16 protein-coding genes and 2 pseudogenes are annotated in these 20,766 nt (G+C 41.0%); 13 read left to right on the top strand and 5 right to left on the bottom strand.

All coding sequences use genetic code 11. From position 1 onward, the window contains the following. Nucleotides 1–495: 495 nt before the first annotated feature. Nucleotides 496–1,917 (bottom strand): NADP-dependent isocitrate dehydrogenase, encoded by a 1,422-nt coding sequence (locus ACE1CI_RS07800; RefSeq protein ID WP_413264589.1) that lies wholly within the window; start codon nt 1,915–1,917, stop codon nt 496–498. A gap of 106 nt (nt 1,918–2,023) precedes the next feature. Here ACE1CI_RS07800 and rfaE2 point away from each other — a divergent pair. From rfaE2 to ACE1CI_RS07780, 4 genes and pseudogenes are all read left to right on the top strand, one after another. Next, nucleotides 2,024–2,506: pseudogene (gene rfaE2 / locus ACE1CI_RS07795) on the top strand (D-glycero-beta-D-manno-heptose 1-phosphate adenylyltransferase); the annotation flags it as partial. A gap of 221 nt (nt 2,507–2,727) precedes the next feature. Further along, nucleotides 2,728–3,177, top strand: a pseudogene (locus ACE1CI_RS07790) (GUN4 domain-containing protein); the annotation flags it as partial. Nucleotides 3,178–3,522: 345 nt separating this feature from the next. Continuing rightward, a complete protein-coding gene (locus ACE1CI_RS07785) occupies nt 3,523–5,037 on the top strand; it encodes a GAF domain-containing sensor histidine kinase (protein ID WP_413264590.1) in 1,515 nt (504 codons plus the stop codon). A 235-nt stretch (nt 5,038–5,272) separates the two neighbouring features. Then, a complete protein-coding gene (locus tag ACE1CI_RS07780) occupies nt 5,273–6,649 on the top strand; it encodes an IctB family putative bicarbonate transporter (protein WP_413264591.1) in 1,377 nt (458 codons plus the stop codon). Nucleotides 6,650–6,773: 124 nt separating this feature from the next. On the opposite strand, the gene ACE1CI_RS07775 is transcribed toward ACE1CI_RS07780, so the two are convergent. Next, on the bottom strand, nt 6,774–8,444 hold the full coding sequence (locus ACE1CI_RS07775; protein WP_413264592.1) for a DUF655 domain-containing protein: 1,671 nt from the start codon (nt 8,442–8,444) through the stop codon (nt 6,774–6,776). Nucleotides 8,445–8,654: 210 nt separating this feature from the next. Here ACE1CI_RS07775 and ACE1CI_RS07770 point away from each other — a divergent pair, with 210 nt between their 5' ends. The 5 genes from ACE1CI_RS07770 to ACE1CI_RS07750 all read left to right on the top strand — a co-directional run bounded on the left by ACE1CI_RS07770 (nt 8,655) and on the right by ACE1CI_RS07750 (nt 12,814). Next, nucleotides 8,655–9,035 carry a DUF7682 family zinc-binding protein gene (locus ACE1CI_RS07770; RefSeq protein WP_413264593.1) on the top strand — a complete coding sequence of 127 codons (381 nt, stop codon included), beginning with the start codon at nt 8,655–8,657 and terminating at the stop codon, nt 9,033–9,035. A gap of 174 nt (nt 9,036–9,209) precedes the next feature. After that, nucleotides 9,210–10,376, top strand: coding sequence for a cysteine desulfurase family protein (locus ACE1CI_RS07765; protein WP_413264594.1), 1,167 nt, complete (start codon nt 9,210–9,212; stop codon nt 10,374–10,376). Between the two features lie 57 nt (nt 10,377–10,433). Further along, nucleotides 10,434–11,057 (top strand): tetratricopeptide repeat protein, encoded by a 624-nt coding sequence (locus tag ACE1CI_RS07760; RefSeq protein WP_496615316.1) that lies wholly within the window; start codon nt 10,434–10,436, stop codon nt 11,055–11,057. A gap of 136 nt (nt 11,058–11,193) precedes the next feature. Beyond that, nucleotides 11,194–11,979, top strand: a complete 786-nt coding sequence (locus ACE1CI_RS07755; protein WP_413264596.1) for a DUF1995 family protein — start codon at nt 11,194–11,196, stop codon at nt 11,977–11,979. Nucleotides 11,980–12,220: 241 nt separating this feature from the next. Beyond that, entirely contained in the window at nt 12,221–12,814 is a 594-nt protein-coding gene (locus ACE1CI_RS07750) for an REP-associated tyrosine transposase (RefSeq protein ID WP_413264597.1), read from the top strand. 218 nt (nt 12,815–13,032) lie between these two features. Here ACE1CI_RS07750 and ACE1CI_RS07745 read toward each other — a convergent pair whose 3' ends face one another. Then, the gene (locus ACE1CI_RS07745; RefSeq protein WP_413265640.1) at nt 13,033–14,319 is read right to left on the bottom strand and encodes a cyanophycinase; all 1,287 of its coding nucleotides are present in this window, start codon (nt 14,317–14,319) and stop codon (nt 13,033–13,035) included. A 114-nt stretch (nt 14,320–14,433) separates the two neighbouring features. Between ACE1CI_RS07745 and ACE1CI_RS07740 the strand changes: the two genes are divergently transcribed. The 4 genes from ACE1CI_RS07740 to ACE1CI_RS07725 all read left to right on the top strand — a co-directional run bounded on the left by ACE1CI_RS07740 (nt 14,434) and on the right by ACE1CI_RS07725 (nt 18,766). Next, a complete protein-coding gene (locus tag ACE1CI_RS07740; protein WP_413265639.1) occupies nt 14,434–15,084 on the top strand; it encodes a lysophospholipid acyltransferase family protein in 651 nt (216 codons plus the stop codon). Nucleotides 15,085–15,334: 250 nt separating this feature from the next. Beyond that, nucleotides 15,335–17,095, top strand: a complete 1,761-nt coding sequence (locus ACE1CI_RS07735; protein ID WP_413265638.1) for an ATP-binding protein — start codon at nt 15,335–15,337, stop codon at nt 17,093–17,095. Continuing rightward, on the top strand, nt 17,092–17,538 hold the full coding sequence (locus tag ACE1CI_RS07730; protein ID WP_413265637.1) for a response regulator: 447 nt from the start codon (nt 17,092–17,094) through the stop codon (nt 17,536–17,538). The genes ACE1CI_RS07735 and ACE1CI_RS07730 overlap by 4 nt, the downstream gene beginning before the upstream one ends. A gap of 94 nt (nt 17,539–17,632) precedes the next feature. Further along, nucleotides 17,633–18,766, top strand: a complete 1,134-nt coding sequence (locus ACE1CI_RS07725) for a hybrid sensor histidine kinase/response regulator (RefSeq protein ID WP_413265636.1) — start codon at nt 17,633–17,635, stop codon at nt 18,764–18,766. Nucleotides 18,767–19,030: 264 nt separating this feature from the next. On the opposite strand, the gene ACE1CI_RS07720 is transcribed toward ACE1CI_RS07725, so the two are convergent. Together ACE1CI_RS07720 and ACE1CI_RS07715 are read right to left on the bottom strand one after the other, a co-directional pair. After that, nucleotides 19,031–20,212 carry a TRC40/GET3/ArsA family transport-energizing ATPase gene (locus ACE1CI_RS07720; protein WP_413265635.1) on the bottom strand — a complete coding sequence of 394 codons (1,182 nt, stop codon included), beginning with the start codon at nt 20,210–20,212 and terminating at the stop codon, nt 19,031–19,033. A 42-nt stretch (nt 20,213–20,254) separates the two neighbouring features. Beyond that, nucleotides 20,255–20,644, bottom strand: coding sequence for a C6orf136 family protein (locus ACE1CI_RS07715; protein WP_413265634.1), 390 nt, complete (start codon nt 20,642–20,644; stop codon nt 20,255–20,257). Nucleotides 20,645–20,766 lie beyond the last annotated feature (122 nt).

The following is a 20,766-nucleotide window of genomic DNA, read 5'->3' as shown; positions in this document are numbered from 1 at the left end:
TGAAGTAAAAGTTCGTAATTTTATTTACATAGAGTAAAGTATTGATTTGGTATTAAAGAATTTGTAAAGGCAGAAATCAACAGAGGTTAATAAGTATTTATTTACGTATCAGTACCTAACCACTGGTTGATTAACTAGTGAGGTTCCGTAATTTACAGCATTTCTTTTCAATTTTGCTGAGATTGTCTTGTGGGAATTAAGTAGGTATCTTCGTAGGTAAATATATTTAACTTGGCTAATTACTTCACTGATAATTTGAGTTAACTATTTTATCGTTTATCAAGATAAAAACTTTTATAATTTTTTACTTTGGTAAGTTAGTACTGTTCTTACATTTTTTTATATTTTACACTATACGATCTAGGACATTTGTCAAGCCCCCTTGGGTTCGGGGGTTGGGGGATCATCTGTGCGTAAGTTTTGCGATCGCTAACTCAAAAACTTGTAGAGACGTTGCGTGCAACGTCTCTATTACATAACATATAAACTGAGATATTAGAAGCGATCGATCACCGCTTGAGCAAATTCCGAACACTTCAAAGGTGGTTCTACAGGTGGTTCCATTAACCGTGCTAAGTCGTAAGTAACTTGACGATTAGAAATTGCCCCACCAATACCTTTTTTAATTAGATCGGCAGCTTCTTGCCAACCCATAAATTCAAACATCATTACCCCAGAAAGGATAACTGAACCTGGGTTAATGCGGTCTAAACCTGCGTGTTTGGGTGCAGTACCGTGAGTCGCTTCAAAGATCGCACATTCATCGCCAATATTAGCACCGGGACCCATGCCTAAACCACCGACGATCGCAGCAGCAGCATCCGAGAGATAATCTCCATTCAGGTTCATGGTAGCTAAAATGGAATACTCATCGGGGCGAGTTTGGATTTGTTGGAAAATACTATCAGCGATGCGATCGTTCACCATGATCTTATCTTTCCATTTTCCATTACCATGAGTTTCCCAAATTGAATTTAAAACCTCTTCTACTTCTTGGCAAACTTGAGCTTTCTTTTCTTCAGTTAAAGCATCATAACCAGGATCGATTTGACGGGCATTATCTTCAATAGAAAGGTCGGGTTTTCTTTCTTTATTGCTGAGAATCCAAGATTCCCGTTCCGTCACACATTCGGCGCGAAACTCACTAGTTGCTAACTCGTAACCCCAGTCACGGAAAGCGCCTTCAGTGTATTTCATAATATTGCCTTTATGCACCAAAGTTACTTGCTGCTTATTTTTGGGCAAAAGTAAAGCTTGCTTAATAGCGCGACGAACCAGGCGTTGAGAACCAGTCTTACTAATTGGTTTAATGCCAATACCGGAGTCGAGACGAATTTGTTTTTTCCCATGTTCGGGAGTAGCGGGAATCAAATCATCATTTAAAATGTGGATTAACTTTTGAGCAATTTCCGTACCTTCTCGCCACTCAATACCTAAGTAAATATCCTCGGTATTTTCCCGATAGATAATCACATCTAACTTTTCGGGGGTTTTGTGTGGCGAAGGCGTACCGGAGTAGTAGCGACAGGGACGAATACAAGCGTAAAGGTCGAAAATTTGCCGCAATGCCACATTGAGAGAACGAATACCACCACCGATCGGTGTTGTCAAAGGGCCTTTGATAGCCACACCATATTCTTTAATTGCGGTTAAAGTGTCTTGGGGTAAATACTGATAAGTACCGTAGAGTTCGCAAGCTTCGTCACCAGCATAAACTTTAAACCAGCTGATTTTGCGTTTGCCACCGTAGGCAGCTTCTACCGCTGCATCAAAAACCTTTTGCGCTGCGGGCCAAATATCCACGCCTGTACCATCGCCACGAATGAAGGGAACGATCGGGTTATCGGGAACTTGGGGTTCACCATTCTGGAAAGTAATGCGTTCACCTGTTGTTGGGGGTGTAATTTTGTCGTACATAATTCACTAAGTACATCTGAAATAGCACAATATTAGAAAAGCCTAGACGATCGCACCATTTGGTATTGTCAGGTACACTGTCCTTGGTGAAGGGCAAATATTTACAATGATTTTAGGTGTTTACGATTTAGCCCAGTTACAGGAAGCGATCGCCTCCAGCCCAAATCAATGGCGACCATTAGTATTTACCAATGGTTGTTTTGATTTACTCCATGTAGGTCACATTCGTTACTTACAAGTAGCCAAATCCTTGGGGCGATCGTTAGTTGTTGGGTTAAACAGCGATCGATCCGTGCAAACCATTAAACCAAACCGCCCTGGTATGCCACAGCGACCAATAATACCAGAAAATCAAAGAGCCGAACTACTCACCGCCTTAAAACCTGTAGATGCTGTAGTAATTTTTTCCCAAACCACAGCAACTCAACTCATAGCAGCCCTAAAACCTGATATCTATGTTAAAGGAGGCGACTATAGTCTAGAAACTCTCCCAGAAGCAACCGTAGTACAAGCTTATGGTGGGCGCGTAGAATTAATTCAAATTGAAATTCCCACTTCCACCACAGGAATAATCGATCGCATTTTACAAACGCCAGAAGGCAGGGGAGCAGGGGAGCAGGGGGGCAGGGGAGCAGGGGAGCAGGGGGGCAGGGGAGCAGGGGAGCAGGGGAGCAGGGGAGCTCTCGGAGTTTTTCCCTAACCCCTAACCCCTAACCCCTAACCCCGCCCTAGTCCCCAGTCCCTAGTCCCCAGTCCCCATCTCATCTACTAATCACCAACATAAATCAATGAACCATGAATGATACTGATATAGTGCTATTAAAATCGGAACGCAATATTGACTACAGTCCCCTGGAAACGCTGTTGAAAGCACAAGACTTTCAAGCTGCCGATAAAATGACTCTCTTAAAGTTATGTGAATTGGCGGGAGTGGAAGCAACACAAAGAGGGTGGTTGTATTTTACTGAGGTGGAAAACTTTCCGGTTAGTGATTTACAAACGATCGATCGACTGTGGCGGAATTACTCTGAAGGTAAATTTGGCTTTTCTGTGCAAAGGGAAATCTGGCTTTCTTTAGGAAAAAATTGGGAAAAATTATGGCCGAAAATAGGTTGGAAGACAGGGAATAACTGGACAAGATACCCCAACGAATTTACTTGGACTCAGAGTGCGCCCAAAGGACACTTACCTTTGTCTAACCAATTACGAGGGGTGCGCGTCATGGCTTCCTTATTATCTCATCCAGCTTGGACTAGTTAAGGCGATCGCTAGAGTATTCGTGACTAGGGACTGGGTACTGGGTACTGGGTACTGGGAATATCTACGTATTTTTTAGCATTAAGGTTTTTCCCCATCCCCAGTTCCCCATCCCCAATCTCCAAGATTTACCTAATTGTGCCCTTATAGACGAAAAAGCCGGAAAAAACCTGTTAATTTTTGCCCCTTCACAAGAAGTATCCAGAGAATTTTACAAAAAATATTAATTTTTTTTGAAAAAGATGTTTGTCTGGGCTGTAGTTGGGGAACTTTAAGAATAGCTATAAGCCGTCAGGCAGCAGCTAAGTAAATTTCACCTTAAATTTAACTATGCGGGTAGCAGTTAGCATGGTAAGCCCTGAAAACAATCTATTTTTTGGTTTGAATGCGGTAACACCTCAAGCAAGAGAGCAACAACGCCTCACAGCTTTAGCAGAATCTGGACTACTGCAAGCAGAAAACATTCCGATTTTTGATGAGGCGACGCAGACAGCAGCCCATTTCTTAGATGCGCCCATCTGCATTTTGGGCATCATGGACAGAGACAAGCAAGTTTTTAAGTCTGCTGTTGGGTTATCACGCTTAGGTTTAATGAATCAGCTGGCGGCATCTCGTCAGTTGTCGCGCTCAGAATCTTTTTGTAATTATGTGGTAGAGAGCCAAAGAGTTTTGGCGATTAATGACGCTACCACCGATCCAAATTTTGCTAAAAGTTTATTGGTTCAGCATTACGGTATCCGCGCTTATTTGGGAGTACCTCTATTAACCGCCAGTGGACATTGCTTGGGTACTTTAGCGGTAATGGATAAGGTAGCACATAATTTTTCCAGTAAGGATATCGAGTTTTTAGAACTCATGGCTCGCTGGATTATGAGTGAGTTTGAGCGGAGTCGCTGGCAATCTAGTGTTGAACCTGCGGGAGTAATGGTGAATTTAAACACCCAAGTCCTTTCCCCGGCTCAATCTGGTGAACCTTTAGCAGCTAATCAAATTCAAGTCAAACTCTTAGGAGAAATCACCCAGGAACTCAGGACACCCCTAACTTCGATTTTGGGCATGGCTAGCGTTTTGGGTAGAGAAATTTATGGCCCTTTGACGAAAAAACAACGGGAATATTTAGACATTATCCAAAACAGTGGTCAATATTTACTGTCTCTGGTTAACGAAATTTTGGCTTTGGGAGAACTAAATACTGATGACCCAAAACTGAATCTTTCGGCAACGGATATTGAAATGCTCTGCCAACAGGCTAGCAATTCTTTGGAGGAGGCGGCTAATCGCAGAGGTCAAAAGATTCGGGTTTCTGTGGAACCAGGAAATCGAATTTGGCAACTAGACAAGGACAAAGTGAAACAGATGCTTTATCATCTGGTGTCTAGTTTGCTGAAAACGGCGGATACTGGCTGTGTGGTTCGGATTCATGTGTCTCGGAAAATTCAAGGGCTAAATATTGCGGTTTGGGTTTCTCATCCTTGGTTGGGAGATAGTCTGCCTCATGTAGAATCTTTCTTGTATCAATCATCGATGAAGGCGGTTCCTGTACTTTCGGAAAGTTTGCCTTCGGAAGTTGAAGATGAGGAAGGATGGTCAACGTTGGTGATTCCGTCTGAAGCAGAACATCCACAAATTGAATCTTCTCTATCAACTGATTTTTCTGATTTTGATGAACAGGTAATAGCTAGTGGTGAACAGGTGAAAATTTCGACTCATCCTTTAAATAGTGACTCTTGGGAAAATTTGGGTTTGTTACTCAGTTGTCACTTAGCACAAATGCAGGGTGGTCATATCTCGATTCAGGGTTCACCGGAATCGGGCTATCGCTATGTGATTATGTTGCCTAAAGTAATGGCTGTGGATGAGTAAGCTTACCCCCCGACTTAAGCACGGGGCTTCCATACTCCCGCTGTTTGTCGATCGATTTAAGTATTCAAAATCCAAACTGGAAAATACTTTTGCAGAATCAGCTGTTTAATGATTTTGAACAGTTGGTCTACTTCCGCTATACTGCTCTGGTCATTGGTCATTGGTTATTGGTCATTGATTGAGGAAATAGCTATTGACGAATGACAAATGACAAATGACAGATGACAGGTAATTTATGAATTCTGCTTGGCAACAAATCACTTTGTCTAATTTGCCTTTGTATCAGTGGCGGAGTGCTAGCTATTTGTACCGAATAGTTGGTTGTTTAACCCCTTGGCGCAGGGGTAGCTGGCTAATGCAGTGGGGAGAAACACTGGGGGCTTTATTGGTGAGTCTGGTGTTTGCTCTGGCTCCGTTTGTGTCTAACGATCTGGTGGGCGTGCTACTGTTGGCTAGTGGCGGTTTCTGGCTGCTGCTGACGTTATCGGATGAGGTGGGGGCTGGTGTTACTCCGATTCATTTGCTGGTGTTGCTGTATTGGGGTCTTTCGGTGGTAGCAACGGCGATGTCTCCTGTGAAAGCGGCGGCGTTGGTTGGTTTAATCAAGTTAACGCTGTATTTGCTGTTTTTTGCGCTGATGGCACGGGTGTTGCGATCGCCTCGTCTCCGTTCTGGGATAATTGCTATTTATTTGCACGTAGCTTTGTTTGTCAGTGTTTACGGGTTACGTCAATCGATTTTTGGCGCAGCACAACTGGCGACTTGGGTTGATGCAGAATCTTCTTTAGCCAAAACTACGCGAGTTTATAGTTACCTGGGAAATCCCAATTTATTAGCAGCTTATTTAGTACCCGCGATCGCTCTTTCCTTGGCGGCTGTATTCGCTTGGCGAGGTTGGATTTGCAAGGCTTTGGCTGTGGTAATGTTTGGGGTTAATTCCACTTGTTTGATATTAACTTTCAGCCGGGGGGGTTGGATCGGTTTGGTGGTGATGTTTTTCACCTTTTTAGTTTTGCTGTTTTACTGGTTTAGTGTTTATTTGCCACCTTTTTGGCGCACTTGGTCTTTACCTATTTTATTGGGAGGTATGGCGGGTTTTGTGGTGTTGGCGGTGCTGTTTGTGGAACCTGTGCGCGATCGCGTTTTGAGTATGTTTGTCGGGCGCGAAGATAGTAGTAATAATTTCCGAATCAATGTTTGGGCGGCGGTGAAGGAAATGATTGCCGATCGTCCGATTTTAGGTATTGGCCCTGGCAATAATGCTTTTAATAAAGTTTACCCGCTTTATATGCGTCCTCGCTACACTGCTTTAAGTGCTTATTCTGTGGTGCTAGAAGTATTAGTGGAAACTGGGTTTATTGGGTTAATGTGTTTCCTGTGGTTGCTGTTAGTTACTTTTAACCAAGGTTGGCAACAGTTGCGCCGTTTAAGAGAGTTGGGTAGTCAGCAAGCTTTTTGGTTAATTGCTGCGATCGCTACTCTTTTAGGTATGTTAGCTCATGGCGCTTTTGATACTGTTTTGTATCGCCCAGAAGTTAATACTCTCTGGTGGTTCATGATTGCTTTAATTGCTAGTTATTACACTAATTTAAGGCAGGGAATTAGGGACTAGGGACTAGGGACTGGGGACTGGGGGAAGTTTTGAGTTTTGAGTTTTCAGTTTTGAGTTTTGAATTAAAGAGAAAGTTTTGAGTTATCACCTTGTCACCTTGTCCCAAGAGTCCCCTTGTCCCCTATTACCAAGTTACTCGGTCTTTCAATCTTTCTAATAATCTAGGGCCGATGCCGGGGATGCGATCGAGATCTTCTAAAGAAGTAAAAGGTTTCTTTTGTCTGGCTTTAATAATTTCTTGAGCTAATTTGGGCCCGATGCCTGGTAACGCTTCTAATTCTTGTTGAGTTGCGGTGTTAAGATTAACTTTTTCGATATTTTGATTTTCGGGAAATGTGGGGGGATTTGAGTTTGGGGGAACTGGTTTAGATGCTGTTTCTATTGTGGGACATTGTTGCTGTTGAGTTTTAATTTTTTGCTTGATTCTATCAGGTAAACCTAGTTGAGCATCTGCATAAAGTCGATCGAATTCTCTTTGAAAATGGGCGGCTACTTTTGGACTTTGAATTATTACTAATGTTTCGTCGTTATTGGTATTTGCTGCTTCTGACCAATTGTGAGAACCTGCGATCGTAATTCTTCCATCTATAACCGCAAATTTATGATGTAATAAATCACCTTTTCTAAGCAAAGGTGTTCCTACAGTGTTAATTGGATTTTGCCAAGGTTGATTATTGATTTCGTATTTACAATCATTGACCAAAGCTACTCCCATCATATCTAAACCTTCACTATAATAACGATAGGCAAAATCCGGCTCAATTAAAGCTTTGATTTTTACTCCTCGTTGATGATCTGTTTCTAAGATATTGGCTATTTGCTGTTCGGAAAAGACGAATAGGGCTAGATCGATCGATTCAGTAGCAGCACTTAAAGTTTTACCAATTAACCCGTTGCTGCTTTGTTCCCAAGGTACTTTCCTAGATGTGGGTGAAAATTGTACTGAGATGTTAACTGTTGCTAAATCTACTGTTTGTACAGGACGTAATGGTTTTTTCACCCCAAATTTACTATCTGGTTTTCCACCTACTCCGTCTCCCCACATTAAATTAAATTCTTCGGTGAAAATCGTTGCTAATTCAGGACTATTGATTTTAAGTAAACTATTATCATTTCCTAAACTGTCAAGATTCTGCAAATCTCCGTGAATATCGGAAAGTGTAAAATTAGCTGAAGTAATAATTAATGTCTGATTATCAACAATTACAAATTTGTGGTGCATTAAACCGCTACCAGCTGAACCATCAGCAGTGTCATCAATTAGGGGCATTTTGGCATTTTCTAAGATTACTAAAGCATCTTTTTGGTTAATTTCCGCAACATCTAATTTTTCATCTTCGTTTTGGTCTACAAGTTTGCGGTATTCTTTATAGCGGTCTTGTTCTCTAGGTGGCAGTTTTGCTATTTCATCTGTGGTAAACTTACCCCAAGGACGACTGTAGTTATTTTCCAAAATTACTCTAACTTTCACTCCGGCTTTTTGGCGTTCAACTAAAGCTTGAGCAATTTTGGGTAAACGTAATTCTTGCACTGCTACATCTACTGTGGTTTTGGCAGTAGCAATAGTATCAACTATCACTTTTTCTAGGTCATCTCCTGACCTTGCTTGTTGACGGTAAGGTTCTATATATTCTGATAACTGTGCGTGATTGAAATATACCTGAACAAAGGGATCTTGGGGTAAGGGGGTAAGTTTTTGAGTTTGGGGAACTGCTTTTTGGCAAGCTAAGACAGAAAATGCCAGAACAATTGCCGGAAAAAGTTTTGGGAGATTGCAGGTAGGTAGATGCAACATCGCTGATCGAAGAAGATATTTTGGGTAATTTTAATTACTACCCTTTTAGCAGAATAATATCAGATAAATCAATGGAGATTAATTAAGTTACAGATTTTTAGCGAATTTCCAAGGTAATTTTATATCAGGCTGTTTTTTCACTGGGATTAATAAAACTTTAATTAGGTGGGCACCCTTTTGGGTGCCAAATTGGAGGCACACCGTTGTTTTATGGCAAGACGAAAGAAGCTGTTTCCCTGTGGTCATAAAGGTTATGGGCAAATTTGCCATCTTTGCGCCCAACAACTCGCCATTTTGGAACAGAAACGACAGCAAAAACAAGATTGGGAGTCTACTTTTACTCAAGACCCCATTAATTTAAGGGATTTGCCTCATCATGTGGTGATTAAGGCACGTTTAGTGATTGCAGCTTTACAAGAAAATAAGGATTATCGAGAGTTTGGCGGAAAGCGTCTGCGCTACGATCGCTTTATCATCAGTATTCCCATCACCCGCAATTACCGAATGCTTTGTCGAGACTGCGGTACAATGTTAATCCCACAAGAGGTGCTCTCTCATGAGGATTATAACGTCAAGAAACCCGGTTGTTAGGGATTCCAGGGGCACAGGGCACAAAATGATAACTCAAAACTCAAAATTCAAAACTTAAAACTTTATTCTGTGTCTTTGGGTACAAATTGATAACTAAATAACTTAAGTTGGAATCAGCGTTATATTCTAAAAGATAAATAATGTGTTTTTCTCAAAGCTGCTAGAGTTAAAAATATGCAAATTTACTTAGATTACAGCGCTACAACTCCGCCCCGTCCAGAGGCGATCGCACTTATGCAACAAATCCTCACTCAACAGTGGGGAAATCCTTCCAGTTTGCATGAGTGGGGTCAAAGGGCAGCAACAATTTTAGAACAAGCGAGAATGCAGGTAGCAGGGTTAATTAATGCGCCTGCGGATGGGATTATCTTTACTTCTGGCGGTACGGAAGCGGATAATTTGGCAATTATGGGAGTGGCGCGATGTTACTCTCAACCACAACATATTATTATTTCTAGTGTGGAACATTCAGCTATTTCCGAACCTGCAAAGTTACTGGAAAATTCGGGTTGGGAAATCACTCGTTTACCTGTGGATAATTGGGGTTGGGTGAATCCTGATGATTTACAAAATGCTTTGCGATCGAACACAGTTTTAGTTTCAATTATTTATGGTCAAAGTGAAGTGGGAACTTTGCAATCAATTGAAAGATTGAGCGAAATTACTAGAGCTCATGGGGCATTATTTCATACTGATGCGGTGCAAGTTGCGGGAAGATTGCCGATCGATGTGCAAAAATTAGGGGTTGATTTACTTTCCCTTTCTAGTCACAAAATTTATGGCCCTCCAGGTGCGGGTGCGTTGTATGTGCGTCCGGGTGTGGAGTTGGTGCCTTTGTTGGGTGGTGGGGGTCAAGAAATGAAATTGCGATCGGGAACTCAAGCTGTGCCAATAATTGCAGGTTTTGGTGTGGCGGCGGAGTTGGCGGCGCAAGAAATGAGTCAAGAAACGCCCAGGTTAATCGGGTTGCGCGATCGTCTTTTTGACTTATTATCTAATGTGGCAAATCTGCAATCTACTGGTCATCGTTGGCAGCGTTTACCCCATCATGTAAGTTTCTGTTTGCTAAATGCTGATGGGAAAAAATTAAGTGGGAAAACGATCGTTCGCCAATTAAATTTGGCTGGAATTGGGATTAGTGCTGGTGCGGCTTGTAACAGCGGTAAACTTAATCCTAGTCAGATACTATTGGCAATGGGCTATAGCAATCAAATGGCAAAAGCTGGAATTCGTCTGAGTTTGGGGCGCTATACTACAGAAGAAGATGTAGATTGGACGGCAATGGTTTTGCAGCAAGTTATACAAAGGTTGACTCCAGAACCAGCTTTATCTAAAGTATAGTATTTAGCTTTACACTTGCTGTAAGCGTTTCCGTATATATCAATTAAATAGGTAATCATGTTGCCAATTTGTTCAGCTTATTTCGCCTCAAATTGTTTACTGAAAAATGCGATCGCCCCGACAAACTTAGCTAAATCTCCTAATGTTTCGGTAGAGCAGTATTTTTGTCAAGGTAAGCGGGACTATTTTAATTATAAGTTAGGCAGTGCTTTGACCAATTTCTATCAAGCGTTGCGGCGTAATCCTAACTATGCAAACATTTATCTCTACCGAGGTAACAGCTACGTATTATTAGGAGATTTACCGAATGCGTTTGCTAATTTTAATTTTCTGTTGCGCCTCAAACCTGATTTTCCTAATGCTCATTTAGTTTATGCTAATCGGGGAAGCGCATTTGCGCGATCGGGAAATTATCGGGCTGCTATTGCTGATTATACCCAATCAATTAAACTCAACAGTTCTACGCCTTTAGTCCGAGAAAATAGAGGATTCGCTTATTATTTTTCGGGTCAGCATCAAGCAGCGATCGCTGATTTTCAAGCAGAGGCAAGGTTATTTAGATTTAAATTTGCTCAAATGATGGAGTTAATTTACGCAGTGCAACATAAAGACGAAACTAGATTAAAAACCAATTGGCCGATCGTTGCTCCGAATCGGGGACAAGAAATGAAAGGTCGTTAAAATCAACAAATTTTAGAAGCGATCGAAACAGAAGCAATTAATCTACGGCTCATGAATTTTAGATGATGAGAGTGGCGTTTCTAAATAATACTATTGATGATAATAAGATAACCTGACACCCAACTACTAAACCTCTATGGTGGAACTTCCCAAAACGTTAGAAGAAGCGATCGCCCAAGCTCAACAAGCTACCCTAGCGGCGATCGCCGATGGACAAAGTAGAATCCAAGTCGAAATGGTGTTTCCCGAAATCGCCTTGCAAGCGCAGTCGATCGCGCTACAATTTCTCCCTGTGTTCGATAATCTCCCCACTTTGCAAAAAAGTGAAGATTCCGAAGCAAAAACTCGTCCGCAAGTGAAAGTGTTTTTCCCGGATGCAGGTGCAGCGGCGTTGGCGCGACGCGACTGGGGAAAAGATATCCCCTACAAATTAGAAGATATCGGTTTCGGTAGATTGCCAATTCAAGATAAAATCGCCGATGAAGATGATGTTTTTCTCTTAGTCGATCCTAGTTCTGTAGAAGTGGGAGAAGTGGAAAAAATTTGTAATGCAGTTGGCGATCGACCTGTAATTTTACTCAACCCTCACTTAGAAGATGCTGGTACAATAGGAATTGGTTATAGCGCCCGTCAACTACGTCAACGTTTACTTAGTACCCTGTTTTCCTGTTACTATGTCCGTCCATTAGAAGGCGCAGCAATTTTCCGTTGTTATCCAGGTTTATGGCAAGTTTGGTTAGAAACTAACGGCGAATATCAATTGTTAGTGGAATTACCGAAAAAACCTGTTGGTGAGGAAATCGATCAAATTTTAATGACAGCAACTCAACCAACAAATGGCACTTCCGGTGATGCACCAAAACCGAAAAAACCCGGAATTTTTGCCAGTATGCAACGCTTTTTACGTGCCTTAAATAACTAATTATTTCAGTAGGGTGGAAAATCTTCCACCCTAAAAAATAATTTACAATAATGAAACCGTCCGTTGTAAACACTGAGCGTGTTTCACTAGCGCTAAAGCGCTTACAACAAACCGTTTGTTGTAAACACTGAGCGTGTTTAATTAGCGCTAAAGCGCTTACAACAAACCGTTTGTTGTAAACACTGAGCGTGTTTAATTAGCGCTAAAGCGCTTACAACAAACTGAAAAACAGGGTGACATTATGTATGAATATCGTAAATTAACTCCAGAACAAAAAGCTGAATTAGTTGAGCAACGCTTAAAACGCGGTTTTCCACCTCACTCACCACCACATCAAGTGCGGAATCGATCGCTTTATTTATTAACATCAGCTTGTTATGAACATAAGTGTCATTTAAATTCTGAAGCTCGTCGTCAACAACTACTAGATACAATATTTGAGAAGTTTATCACTAATGATATAGAGATTTTAGCTTGGGTTATTTTACCTAATCACTATCATCTTTTAGTGCATCTCACAAATTTTGATGTATTAAGTGAATTATTTCGCCTAATTCATGGTGCAACATCGCGAAAATGGAATTTGGAAGAAAATTTAACTGGGCGAAAAATCTGGTGTAAATGGCACGATCGCGCTATCCGTTCCGAAAGACATTATTATACAACTCTTAATTATATTCATTACAACCCAGTCAAACATAATTGGGTAAATTCTCCTTACAATTGGGTTCATAGTAGCGTTCACTGGTATTTCCAAGAATACGGAAGACAGTGGTTGCGTGATGCTTGGGTTGAATATCCAGTCAGAGATTATGGAATTGACTGGGATAAGTAAGTAACACTAAAGTGTTTACAACGAACCTGTAACACTAAAGTGTTTACAACGAACCTGTAACACTAAAGTGTTTACAACGAACCTGTAACACTAAAGTGTTTACAACGAACCTGTAACACTAAAGTGTTTACAACGAACCTGTAACACTAAAGTGTTTACAACGAACCTGTAACACTAAAGTGTTTACAACGAACGGTTCGTTGTAAACACTTTAGTGTTTAACTTGAAATATACTCATACAATTTATCAGTCATCCGAATCGGTGTGACATCTAAATATATATTGATGACTGTGTAATCTTCACTGCCAAAAGCACTGGTGAAATATCCCAAGGTATCCGTTCCTTTTCTAAACTTAAACTCAAAACCTAATTCGGGTTTTTCATCTTCAACAATATTGGTAAATGCTAACCCAATTACTTCTTTTTGCTCGTTATCAACAAAGTTAGACATTAAATCCACTAAAGCTGAATTTGCCAAAATATCAGGATATACTTTCTGATGATTAAAATGAGTCGGATAATTGGGATTGTTCGGTTCTACTTTAGTTCCGGCTAATTTTAGCGAATGGACAATAACTTCTTTAGTTTTTAAATTAAATTTATCACCCCGATCCAAGTAGGTTAATTTGGCATTTTTGATATTAAACTCTTTTATACTTGGATTAGTATAAGCAGCTGAAAAGTCCATTACTAAAGCACCTTTGTAACCAATGACTTCAGCAATGTTATTCTTCACCACTAAAGCAGTATTTTCATCTACACCTATTCCTAAATTGTAGCCTTTCTCTTTCATGACTACTAAGGAACGGGCAAATCTTCCCCGAATAAAGAAATGTTGATCGATGAAAATATCATTGCCGATAAAACCTAGTCCTTTATCTATTTCTTTACCTTCTGTTACTCCTGATTTCAAGACGCTTAATACATTGCTTGCATCGCGAAACATGGTATCGCTCATAATTGCTGCACCTGCACTCGTTCCAGCAATTACACCGCCTTTTTTATAGACTTTCCAAATGGCATCTAATAAAGGTGTTTTTTCCCCGGTTTTGGTATAAAGCGCTTGAGTGATTCTTTCTTGGGAACCGCCTGTAAAGTAAACTCCTTTACAGGTTTCTACTTTTTTGATTAAGGTAGAATCGTTAACCGCTTCTTGGTAATCTACATCTATGTTTTCTATAGCGACGGGGACAAGAATTGGTTGGGCCCCGTATTTTTTTAATGCTTCTACTGAATTGTTACCGTTTTTAATTGGATTGCCGCTAGCTGTTGGTAAAACGGCAATTTTAGCGCCTTTTCCTCCAGCTAATTCAATGATTTTCTGGAAAACTTCGGCATTATCGTAACGGAGATTGCCGCCAGCAATTACTAATGAAGGTGAAGGTAAAGGAGATGATTTCACAGTTGTTGCTGTTTCTTTAGGATTTGCTAAACTAAGAGGAATCACTCTAATGAGTATTGCGATCGCAACAATAACAAATACCAACCATGACCGCTTATTCATTTTCCTTAATTTTTCATCCCTAAGTAGATTGAACTCCAGCTTTTGATAAATTGTACCATAAGTTATTGCTTAAGTTAAAATTTCCCGACATTTGTTATATTAATTAATTTAAAAATGAACTCCAAAATTGCCTTATCCCCTCACGTATCTCCTTGGCTTTACTGGTCGCTTTTCCCGATTCATCGAATTTTCCTCAGCTTGTACTTTGGCAAAATTATCATTGAAGGCGAGGAATATTTACCAGAAGTTGGCCCAGTGGTGATGGCACCAAAACATTATAGCCGTTGGGACCCGTTATTAATTAGTCTACTTAGCAGAGAACCTCTGTTTTTCATGACTAATGCTAATCAATTTTCCGGGATTCAAGGCTGGTTGATTGAAAGATTGGGAGCTTTCCCAGTTGACTTAAATCATCCTAGCGTATCGAGTATGCGTAACGCAATTGAGTTGTTACAAGCTGGGAAAAAATTGGTGTTATTTCCTGAAGGGGGGATTGTGCGCGATCGAATTTTGCGATCGCTCAAACCAGGATTAGCCAGATTAGTCTTACAAGCAGAAGCTAAGTTACCTCAACCCGCCTCCATTCCCATTATTCCCATTACCTTAAAATATCAACCTAGTGCTAACTTCTTAGCCGATGTATTCATTAACATCAACCCACCGATTTATAGCCAAAATTACCGTCAAGAAAATGACAAAAAAACTGCCATTGTCTTAACCGAAGTCTTAGAAACTTCGTTAATCGAAGGGTTAAAAAGGGGGTGAATTTTCGTCCCCCCTCGTTCGGAAGAGAACTGGGCAAAGGTCTCGATTTAATTAAAGCAGAGCTTCGTTAACAGCAGTTTAAGCCGAAGTTCACCTGGGATAAAATTCCCAAAGTTTGTCAATGCAGGTTTTCAGGTTGCACCAGCTACAACAAATCTCATTCCTTAAACCTTCTTTTAAAATTACATAGAAATGAATTTTCTGGCGTAATCTTCTTAATGAAAGCCTTTTATTGCAGCATTTGCTAATTGTGGATCGTTTGCCAAACAAGTTACCTCAAAACCAGCGTCAAAATCTGGAACAGGATTTTCAGGTAGTTAACCGAGCATTGCGCGTTTTAAGTGCCTGTACTCAGGCTGTGATTCGAGCAACTGATGAAGTGTCGCTGCTGCAAAGACTTTGCCAACTGATTACAGAAGAAGCAGCGTATAGGATGGCATGGGTGGGATATGTATGTCACGATGAAGCCAAGTCAGTTCAACCGATCGCTTGGGCAGGCTACGAAGCTGACTACTTGAAGAGTATAAATGTAACCTGGGCAGATACGGAACGGGGACAGGGCCCGACAGGGAGAACGATTCGATCGCGTCAACCCATAGCCTGCCAAAATATGCTTGAAGATCCTAAATTTGCGCCTTGGCGGGCAGCGGCACAACAACGGGGCTACCAATCTTCGCTGGTACTACCTTTACTTGATGGGGAAGAAGTTTTTGGTACGTTAAATATTTACTCGGAGGAAGCAGAAGCGTTTAATCCACCAGAATTAGCGTTGTTGACAGAATTAACCAGTAGTCTGAGCTTTGGCATTGTGGCATTACGGGCAAAGCAAAAACATCAGGAGGCGGAAGCAGCATTGCGACTGTCAGAAGATAAGTTTTCCAAAGCCTTTTATAGTAGCCCGATCGCTAAAAGTATCATCACGATGGGGGAAGGCATCATTTTAGATGTGAATCACGGGTTTGAGTGGTTGTTTGGCTATGATCGAGAAGAAGCGATCGGGCGAACAACGCTGGAATTGCACATCTGGCAAGATGTGGCAGAGTACCCAAAGATGCTTGAGCAATTGTGGACTCAAGGCAATCTGAGAAACTATGAGGCAAACTTACAAAAACATAACGGGGAGGCTATTCTTTGCCGCATTTCTGCGGGACTCTTCTATTTTGAAGAGAAGATCTGTATTTTGGCTGCTATTGAAGACATTACGGAACACAGACAGGCAGAGTTGACGATTTTGCGGCTCAACGAAGAACTCGAACAGCGGGTGGAAGAACGTACTGCGGAACTAACTCAGGCAACGGCGCAGTTGCAACTATTAAATCAGGAGTTAAAGCGATCGAATCAGGAATTAGAACAGTTTGCTTATGTTGCCTCCCACGATTTGCAGGAACCATTACGGGCGGTCACGGGCTATACTCAACTGTTGATGAGCGAGTATGGCGATCGCTTTGATGAAACTGCCCATTCCTACGCGGAGTTTACCATTGATGGGGCAAAGCGAATGCAACATCTAATACAGGATTTGCTGGCATACTCGCGAGTCGGGACAAGGGGCAAAGAGTTTGCGCCCACAGATTGCAATACTGTGATTAAAGAAGCGATGCGAAATTTACAGATTGCGATCGCACAAAGCCAAGCCGAAATTATAGTTGAGCCGCTGCCTGTACTCAACGCAGATCGAAGCCAATTGGTACAACTATTTCAAAACTTGATTGGCAATGCAATTAAGTTTTGCCAACAGGATCGTCCCCACATTCAAGTTCGGGCAACTCAACGGGAAACTGACTTTCTTTTTCAGGTAGAAGATAATGGAATCGGTATCAAATCTCAGTACTTGGAGCGAATTTTTGAAGTGTTTAAAAGACTGCACACGCGGCGTGAGTATCCCGGTACTGGCATCGGTTTAGCTATCTGCAAAAAAATTGTATTGCGGCATGGTGGGCAAATTTGGGCAGAATCTAAGCCTAACCTTGGTACTACATTCTTTTTTACCATTCCTAATCAATTATTATGACTAGCAATCTGAGTTATCGTCCCATTGAAATCTTGCTTGTAGAAGATTCTCCGAGCGATGCCAATTTGACAATTCGAGAATTTAGCAAAGCCAAAATCGCCAATAATTTGCATTGGGTAGAAAATGGGGAAGACGCAATGGAATATCTCCGTTGCCAGGGAGAATTTGCTGATGTACCACGCCCCGATTTAATATTGCTGGATCTCAATTTACCCGGTATGGATGGACGAGAAGTGTTAGCAGAAGTTAAAGCAGATGAAGATTTAAAAAGAATTCCTATCGTAATCTTAACAACTTCAAACGATGAGGAGGATGTGTTACGCTCCTATAATCTGAATGCTAATTGTTATGTGACCAAGCCTATTGATATTCATCAATTTATTCATCTGGTTCAATTGATTAATGAGTTTTGGTTGGCGGCTGTGAAATTACCAGGTGAATAAGCCGAAAAAACTCACAATTTCTAGTCTTAATTTTTGCCAAAAATGTCGATCGCTATGCACCGTAAATTTATCCTAAGAGAACTAGTAAATTCTTATGAATGAAGCATCTCTTAATGTCTTGCTGGTAGAAGATAGTCCAACTGATGCCCAGTTATTTCAGCATATATTTTTTCGAGCCGCAACCGGGGATTGGCAACTAGTTCATGTTGAGAGATTGAGTGAAGCGATCGCCGCTTGTCAAACTCAATTATTTGATGTAGCATTACTAGATTTGCACTTACCTGATTCGGAAGGTTTGGATACGATATCTCAGTTTAATCAAGCGATTCCTGATGTTCCTATTATTATTCTGACCGTGTTTGATGATGAGGAATTAGCCCTACAAGCAATGGCACAGGGTTCGCAAGATTATCTGGTGAAAGATCAGGTAACAACGCAACTTCTCAGACGAAGTATTCGCTATGCTTTGGAGCGATCGCAAATTCTCCAAAAACTCAGAAATAGCGAACGAGCCACCCTAGAATCACTGAATAAAGAACGAGAATTAAATCAACTTAAATCTTATTTTGTTTCAATGGTTTCCCATGAATTTCGCAATCCTTTGAGCGTATTACAAGGTATATGTGAGTTATTCATTAATTTTGGTGGTAGCCTAACAACGCAGAAAAAAGAGCTTTATTCACAACAATTGAAGACAACTATTAAGCAAATGTGTCAGCTTTTAGATGAAGTCATTCTCTTAGGAAAAGTAGAAACCAGCAATTTTAAAATTGAATTAACAACTTTAAATTTGGAAGTATTTTGTTATGAATTGATTACCGCATTACAATTGGGCGATAATAATGAACATTCCATAGTTTTCAGTTATCGGTTAGATTCAAAGTCTCTGGAAATGGATATTAACTTGTTGAGGCATATTCTCACAAATCTGATCTCTAACGCACTCAAATATTCTCCATCTGGCAGCGAAATTCAAGTCGAAGTGAGTGAGTTTAATGGTATGGTGAGATTTTGTATTAGCGATCGCGGAATCGGCATTCCTGAAGCTGAACAATCTCGATTATTTCAAACCTTTAGCCGTTGTAGCAATGTTGGTAAAATTCAGGGAACTGGATTGGGATTAGCGATCGTTAAACGTTGCGTTGATTTGTATAAAGGAGAAATTTATATTGAAAGTAAAGTTGATATCGGTACAAAGGTTACAGTACTTTTACCAATCCAGCAATAAGTAGGTAGATATAAATAAAGTTTTGGCGGGCATCCTGCCCGCCCCACAAAAGTTATAGCTTTCTTGTAGGGTGGGCATCCTGCCCGCCCCACAAAAGTTATAGCTTTCTTGTGGGGTGGGCATCCTGCCCGCCCCACAAAAGTTATAGCTTTCTTGTGGGGTGGGCATCCTGCCCGCCCCATCCTCATATAACTATTATCACGCTACGCGAACGCGGTTCAAAAAAAATCCATTTTGCTAATCAAATAGGACTTCTATGTGCAACTAAGCTGCGTCCGCAAACTTAATTTTTAGATAATCCTCCTCCATTTTCGCCCCAGCAGGTTGCAAAGTTGCTAAAGCTTGAGGTAAAACCAAATTGCGACGATGATTACCAATGCGGATATTTAACTCATCTCCAGTTTTACTTAATTGCACTTGGTCTTTGGCAATTCCAGGCAAATACAATTCTAAAGTATATTGATTGCGGTCTTGAATAACTTTGACAGTTGTTTCCTGATAATAAACCTGAGTCGGGTCTTCATCTTTATACAACGTATCTTTCAATCTTTCCAAAGCCGCTAAACCGCACATTTCTTCCGAAAATAACGGAACTTCTTTCACAGGTAAAGGATGGAAATTTTCGTGGATTTCTTGACGATATTGTTGCTGGTTTTCCTTCCACTTTTGGAAGAATGGATCTTGAATTTCACCAGGAAGAATCCGATTAGCAACTATTAAATCTGTAGAAACATTGTACAAACTTAAGTAAGCATGGGCGCGTAGGGATTCCTTAATCACCATTTTTTCGGGATTTGTGACTAAGCGTACAGAAGTTTGGTTATTATCAACTAAGATTTTTTCTAGTGCTTCGATTTGCTGATAAAATTCGTAGGGCGCGTCCATTACTTCCTTATCAGGCAAAGAAAAACCTGCGATCGGGCGAAAAATTGGCTCAACCAAAGGTCTGAGTGCAACTGAAATCCCCTGCAAAGGTTTGTAAAAACGGCGCATATACCAGCCGCTAACTTCCGGTAGACTGAGTAAACGCAATGCTGTTCCGGTGGGTGCAGAATCAATAATTAGAACGTCGTACTCTCCCTCATCGTAGTGGCGTTTCATTCTCACCAAGCCGAAAATTTCATCCATCCCCGGTAAAATCGCCAATTCTTCCGCCTGCACTCCCTCCAAACCCCGCGCTTGTAAAACGTGAGTGATGTAGCGCTTCACCGCACCCCAGTTTTGTTCCAATTCCACTAAAGCATCCAGTTCCGCACCCCACAAATTAGGACGCACTGCTTTAGGTTCATGTGCTAATTCCATATCAAAGCTATCTGCTAAGGAGTGCGCGGGGTCAGTGCTTAAAACCAAAGTCCGATAGCCGAGTTCAGCACAACGCAGTCCAGTAGCAGCGGCGACGGAGGTTTTTCCCACGCCTCCCTTTCCAGTCATGAGAATTAAACGCATAATTTTCCTCTGTTGCCTGAGAATTGTTTACATTTATTTACTCTATCGATTATTTGGCGGAAATAGGTGCTGTTTGAGAACATCCAACCGCGAACAGTTCCAATAGTCGATGTGAGAAACAATTAAACCATCAGAATTCAGCTTTAATTCACTCCACCCAGAAATGCTAATCCGAGGTTTCCAAGGTAGTGGAGTAGTCCAGCTTAACGTCCAACGAGTTTCGATCGCATCTCCCTTACGACTAATCTCATGTAAATCCAGTTGCGGTTGAATAAACCAAGTGCGGATAAAGCCAATCATTTGCTGATACCGCTTGATTCCCCGAAACTGATTCATGGGATCTTGGAAGTAAACGTCCTCCGCATAAATACTGTAAGTCTGGTCTAAGGGAAATTTTTGGTAGTCTTGGCGCAAAATGTCGATAATGTCCATATAGAGTCAAATTTTCTAGGTATTATTACTCTATTTTCTAATCAACCGCAAAATTACTAGATATTGCCCGGTAAAAACCGAAATATTTGTTAATAATTGGAATAATAACTAGCTTCTATGTC

The sequence above is a fragment of the Floridaenema flaviceps BLCC-F50 genome (genome assembly GCF_041929275.2).
Taxonomy (GTDB): domain Bacteria; phylum Cyanobacteriota; class Cyanobacteriia; order Cyanobacteriales; family Aerosakkonemataceae; genus Floridanema; species Floridanema flaviceps.
Note: the sequence above shows the minus strand (reverse complement) of the source record. Positions and strands in the feature narration are given on the sequence as shown.

Coding starts and splice junctions, on each gene's coding strand:
- ACE1CI_RS07800 (WP_413264589.1), bottom strand. CDS start 1,917: ATGTACGACAAAATTACACCCCCAACAACAGGTGAACGCATTACTTTC.
- ACE1CI_RS07785 (WP_413264590.1), top strand. CDS start 3,523: ATGGTAAGCCCTGAAAACAATCTATTTTTTGGTTTGAATGCGGTAACA.
- ACE1CI_RS07780 (WP_413264591.1), top strand. CDS start 5,273: ATGAATTCTGCTTGGCAACAAATCACTTTGTCTAATTTGCCTTTGTAT.
- ACE1CI_RS07775 (WP_413264592.1), bottom strand. CDS start 8,444: ATGTTGCATCTACCTACCTGCAATCTCCCAAAACTTTTTCCGGCAATT.
- ACE1CI_RS07770 (WP_413264593.1), top strand. CDS start 8,655: ATGGCAAGACGAAAGAAGCTGTTTCCCTGTGGTCATAAAGGTTATGGG.
- ACE1CI_RS07765 (WP_413264594.1), top strand. CDS start 9,210: ATGCAAATTTACTTAGATTACAGCGCTACAACTCCGCCCCGTCCAGAG.
- ACE1CI_RS07760 (WP_496615316.1), top strand. CDS start 10,434: ATGTTGCCAATTTGTTCAGCTTATTTCGCCTCAAATTGTTTACTGAAA.
- ACE1CI_RS07755 (WP_413264596.1), top strand. CDS start 11,194: ATGGTGGAACTTCCCAAAACGTTAGAAGAAGCGATCGCCCAAGCTCAA.
- ACE1CI_RS07750 (WP_413264597.1), top strand. CDS start 12,221: ATGTATGAATATCGTAAATTAACTCCAGAACAAAAAGCTGAATTAGTT.
- ACE1CI_RS07745 (WP_413265640.1), bottom strand. CDS start 14,319: ATGAATAAGCGGTCATGGTTGGTATTTGTTATTGTTGCGATCGCAATA.
- ACE1CI_RS07740 (WP_413265639.1), top strand. CDS start 14,434: ATGAACTCCAAAATTGCCTTATCCCCTCACGTATCTCCTTGGCTTTAC.
- ACE1CI_RS07730 (WP_413265637.1), top strand. CDS start 17,092: ATGACTAGCAATCTGAGTTATCGTCCCATTGAAATCTTGCTTGTAGAA.
- ACE1CI_RS07725 (WP_413265636.1), top strand. CDS start 17,633: ATGAATGAAGCATCTCTTAATGTCTTGCTGGTAGAAGATAGTCCAACT.
- ACE1CI_RS07720 (WP_413265635.1), bottom strand. CDS start 20,212: ATGCGTTTAATTCTCATGACTGGAAAGGGAGGCGTGGGAAAAACCTCC.
- ACE1CI_RS07715 (WP_413265634.1), bottom strand. CDS start 20,644: ATGGACATTATCGACATTTTGCGCCAAGACTACCAAAAATTTCCCTTA.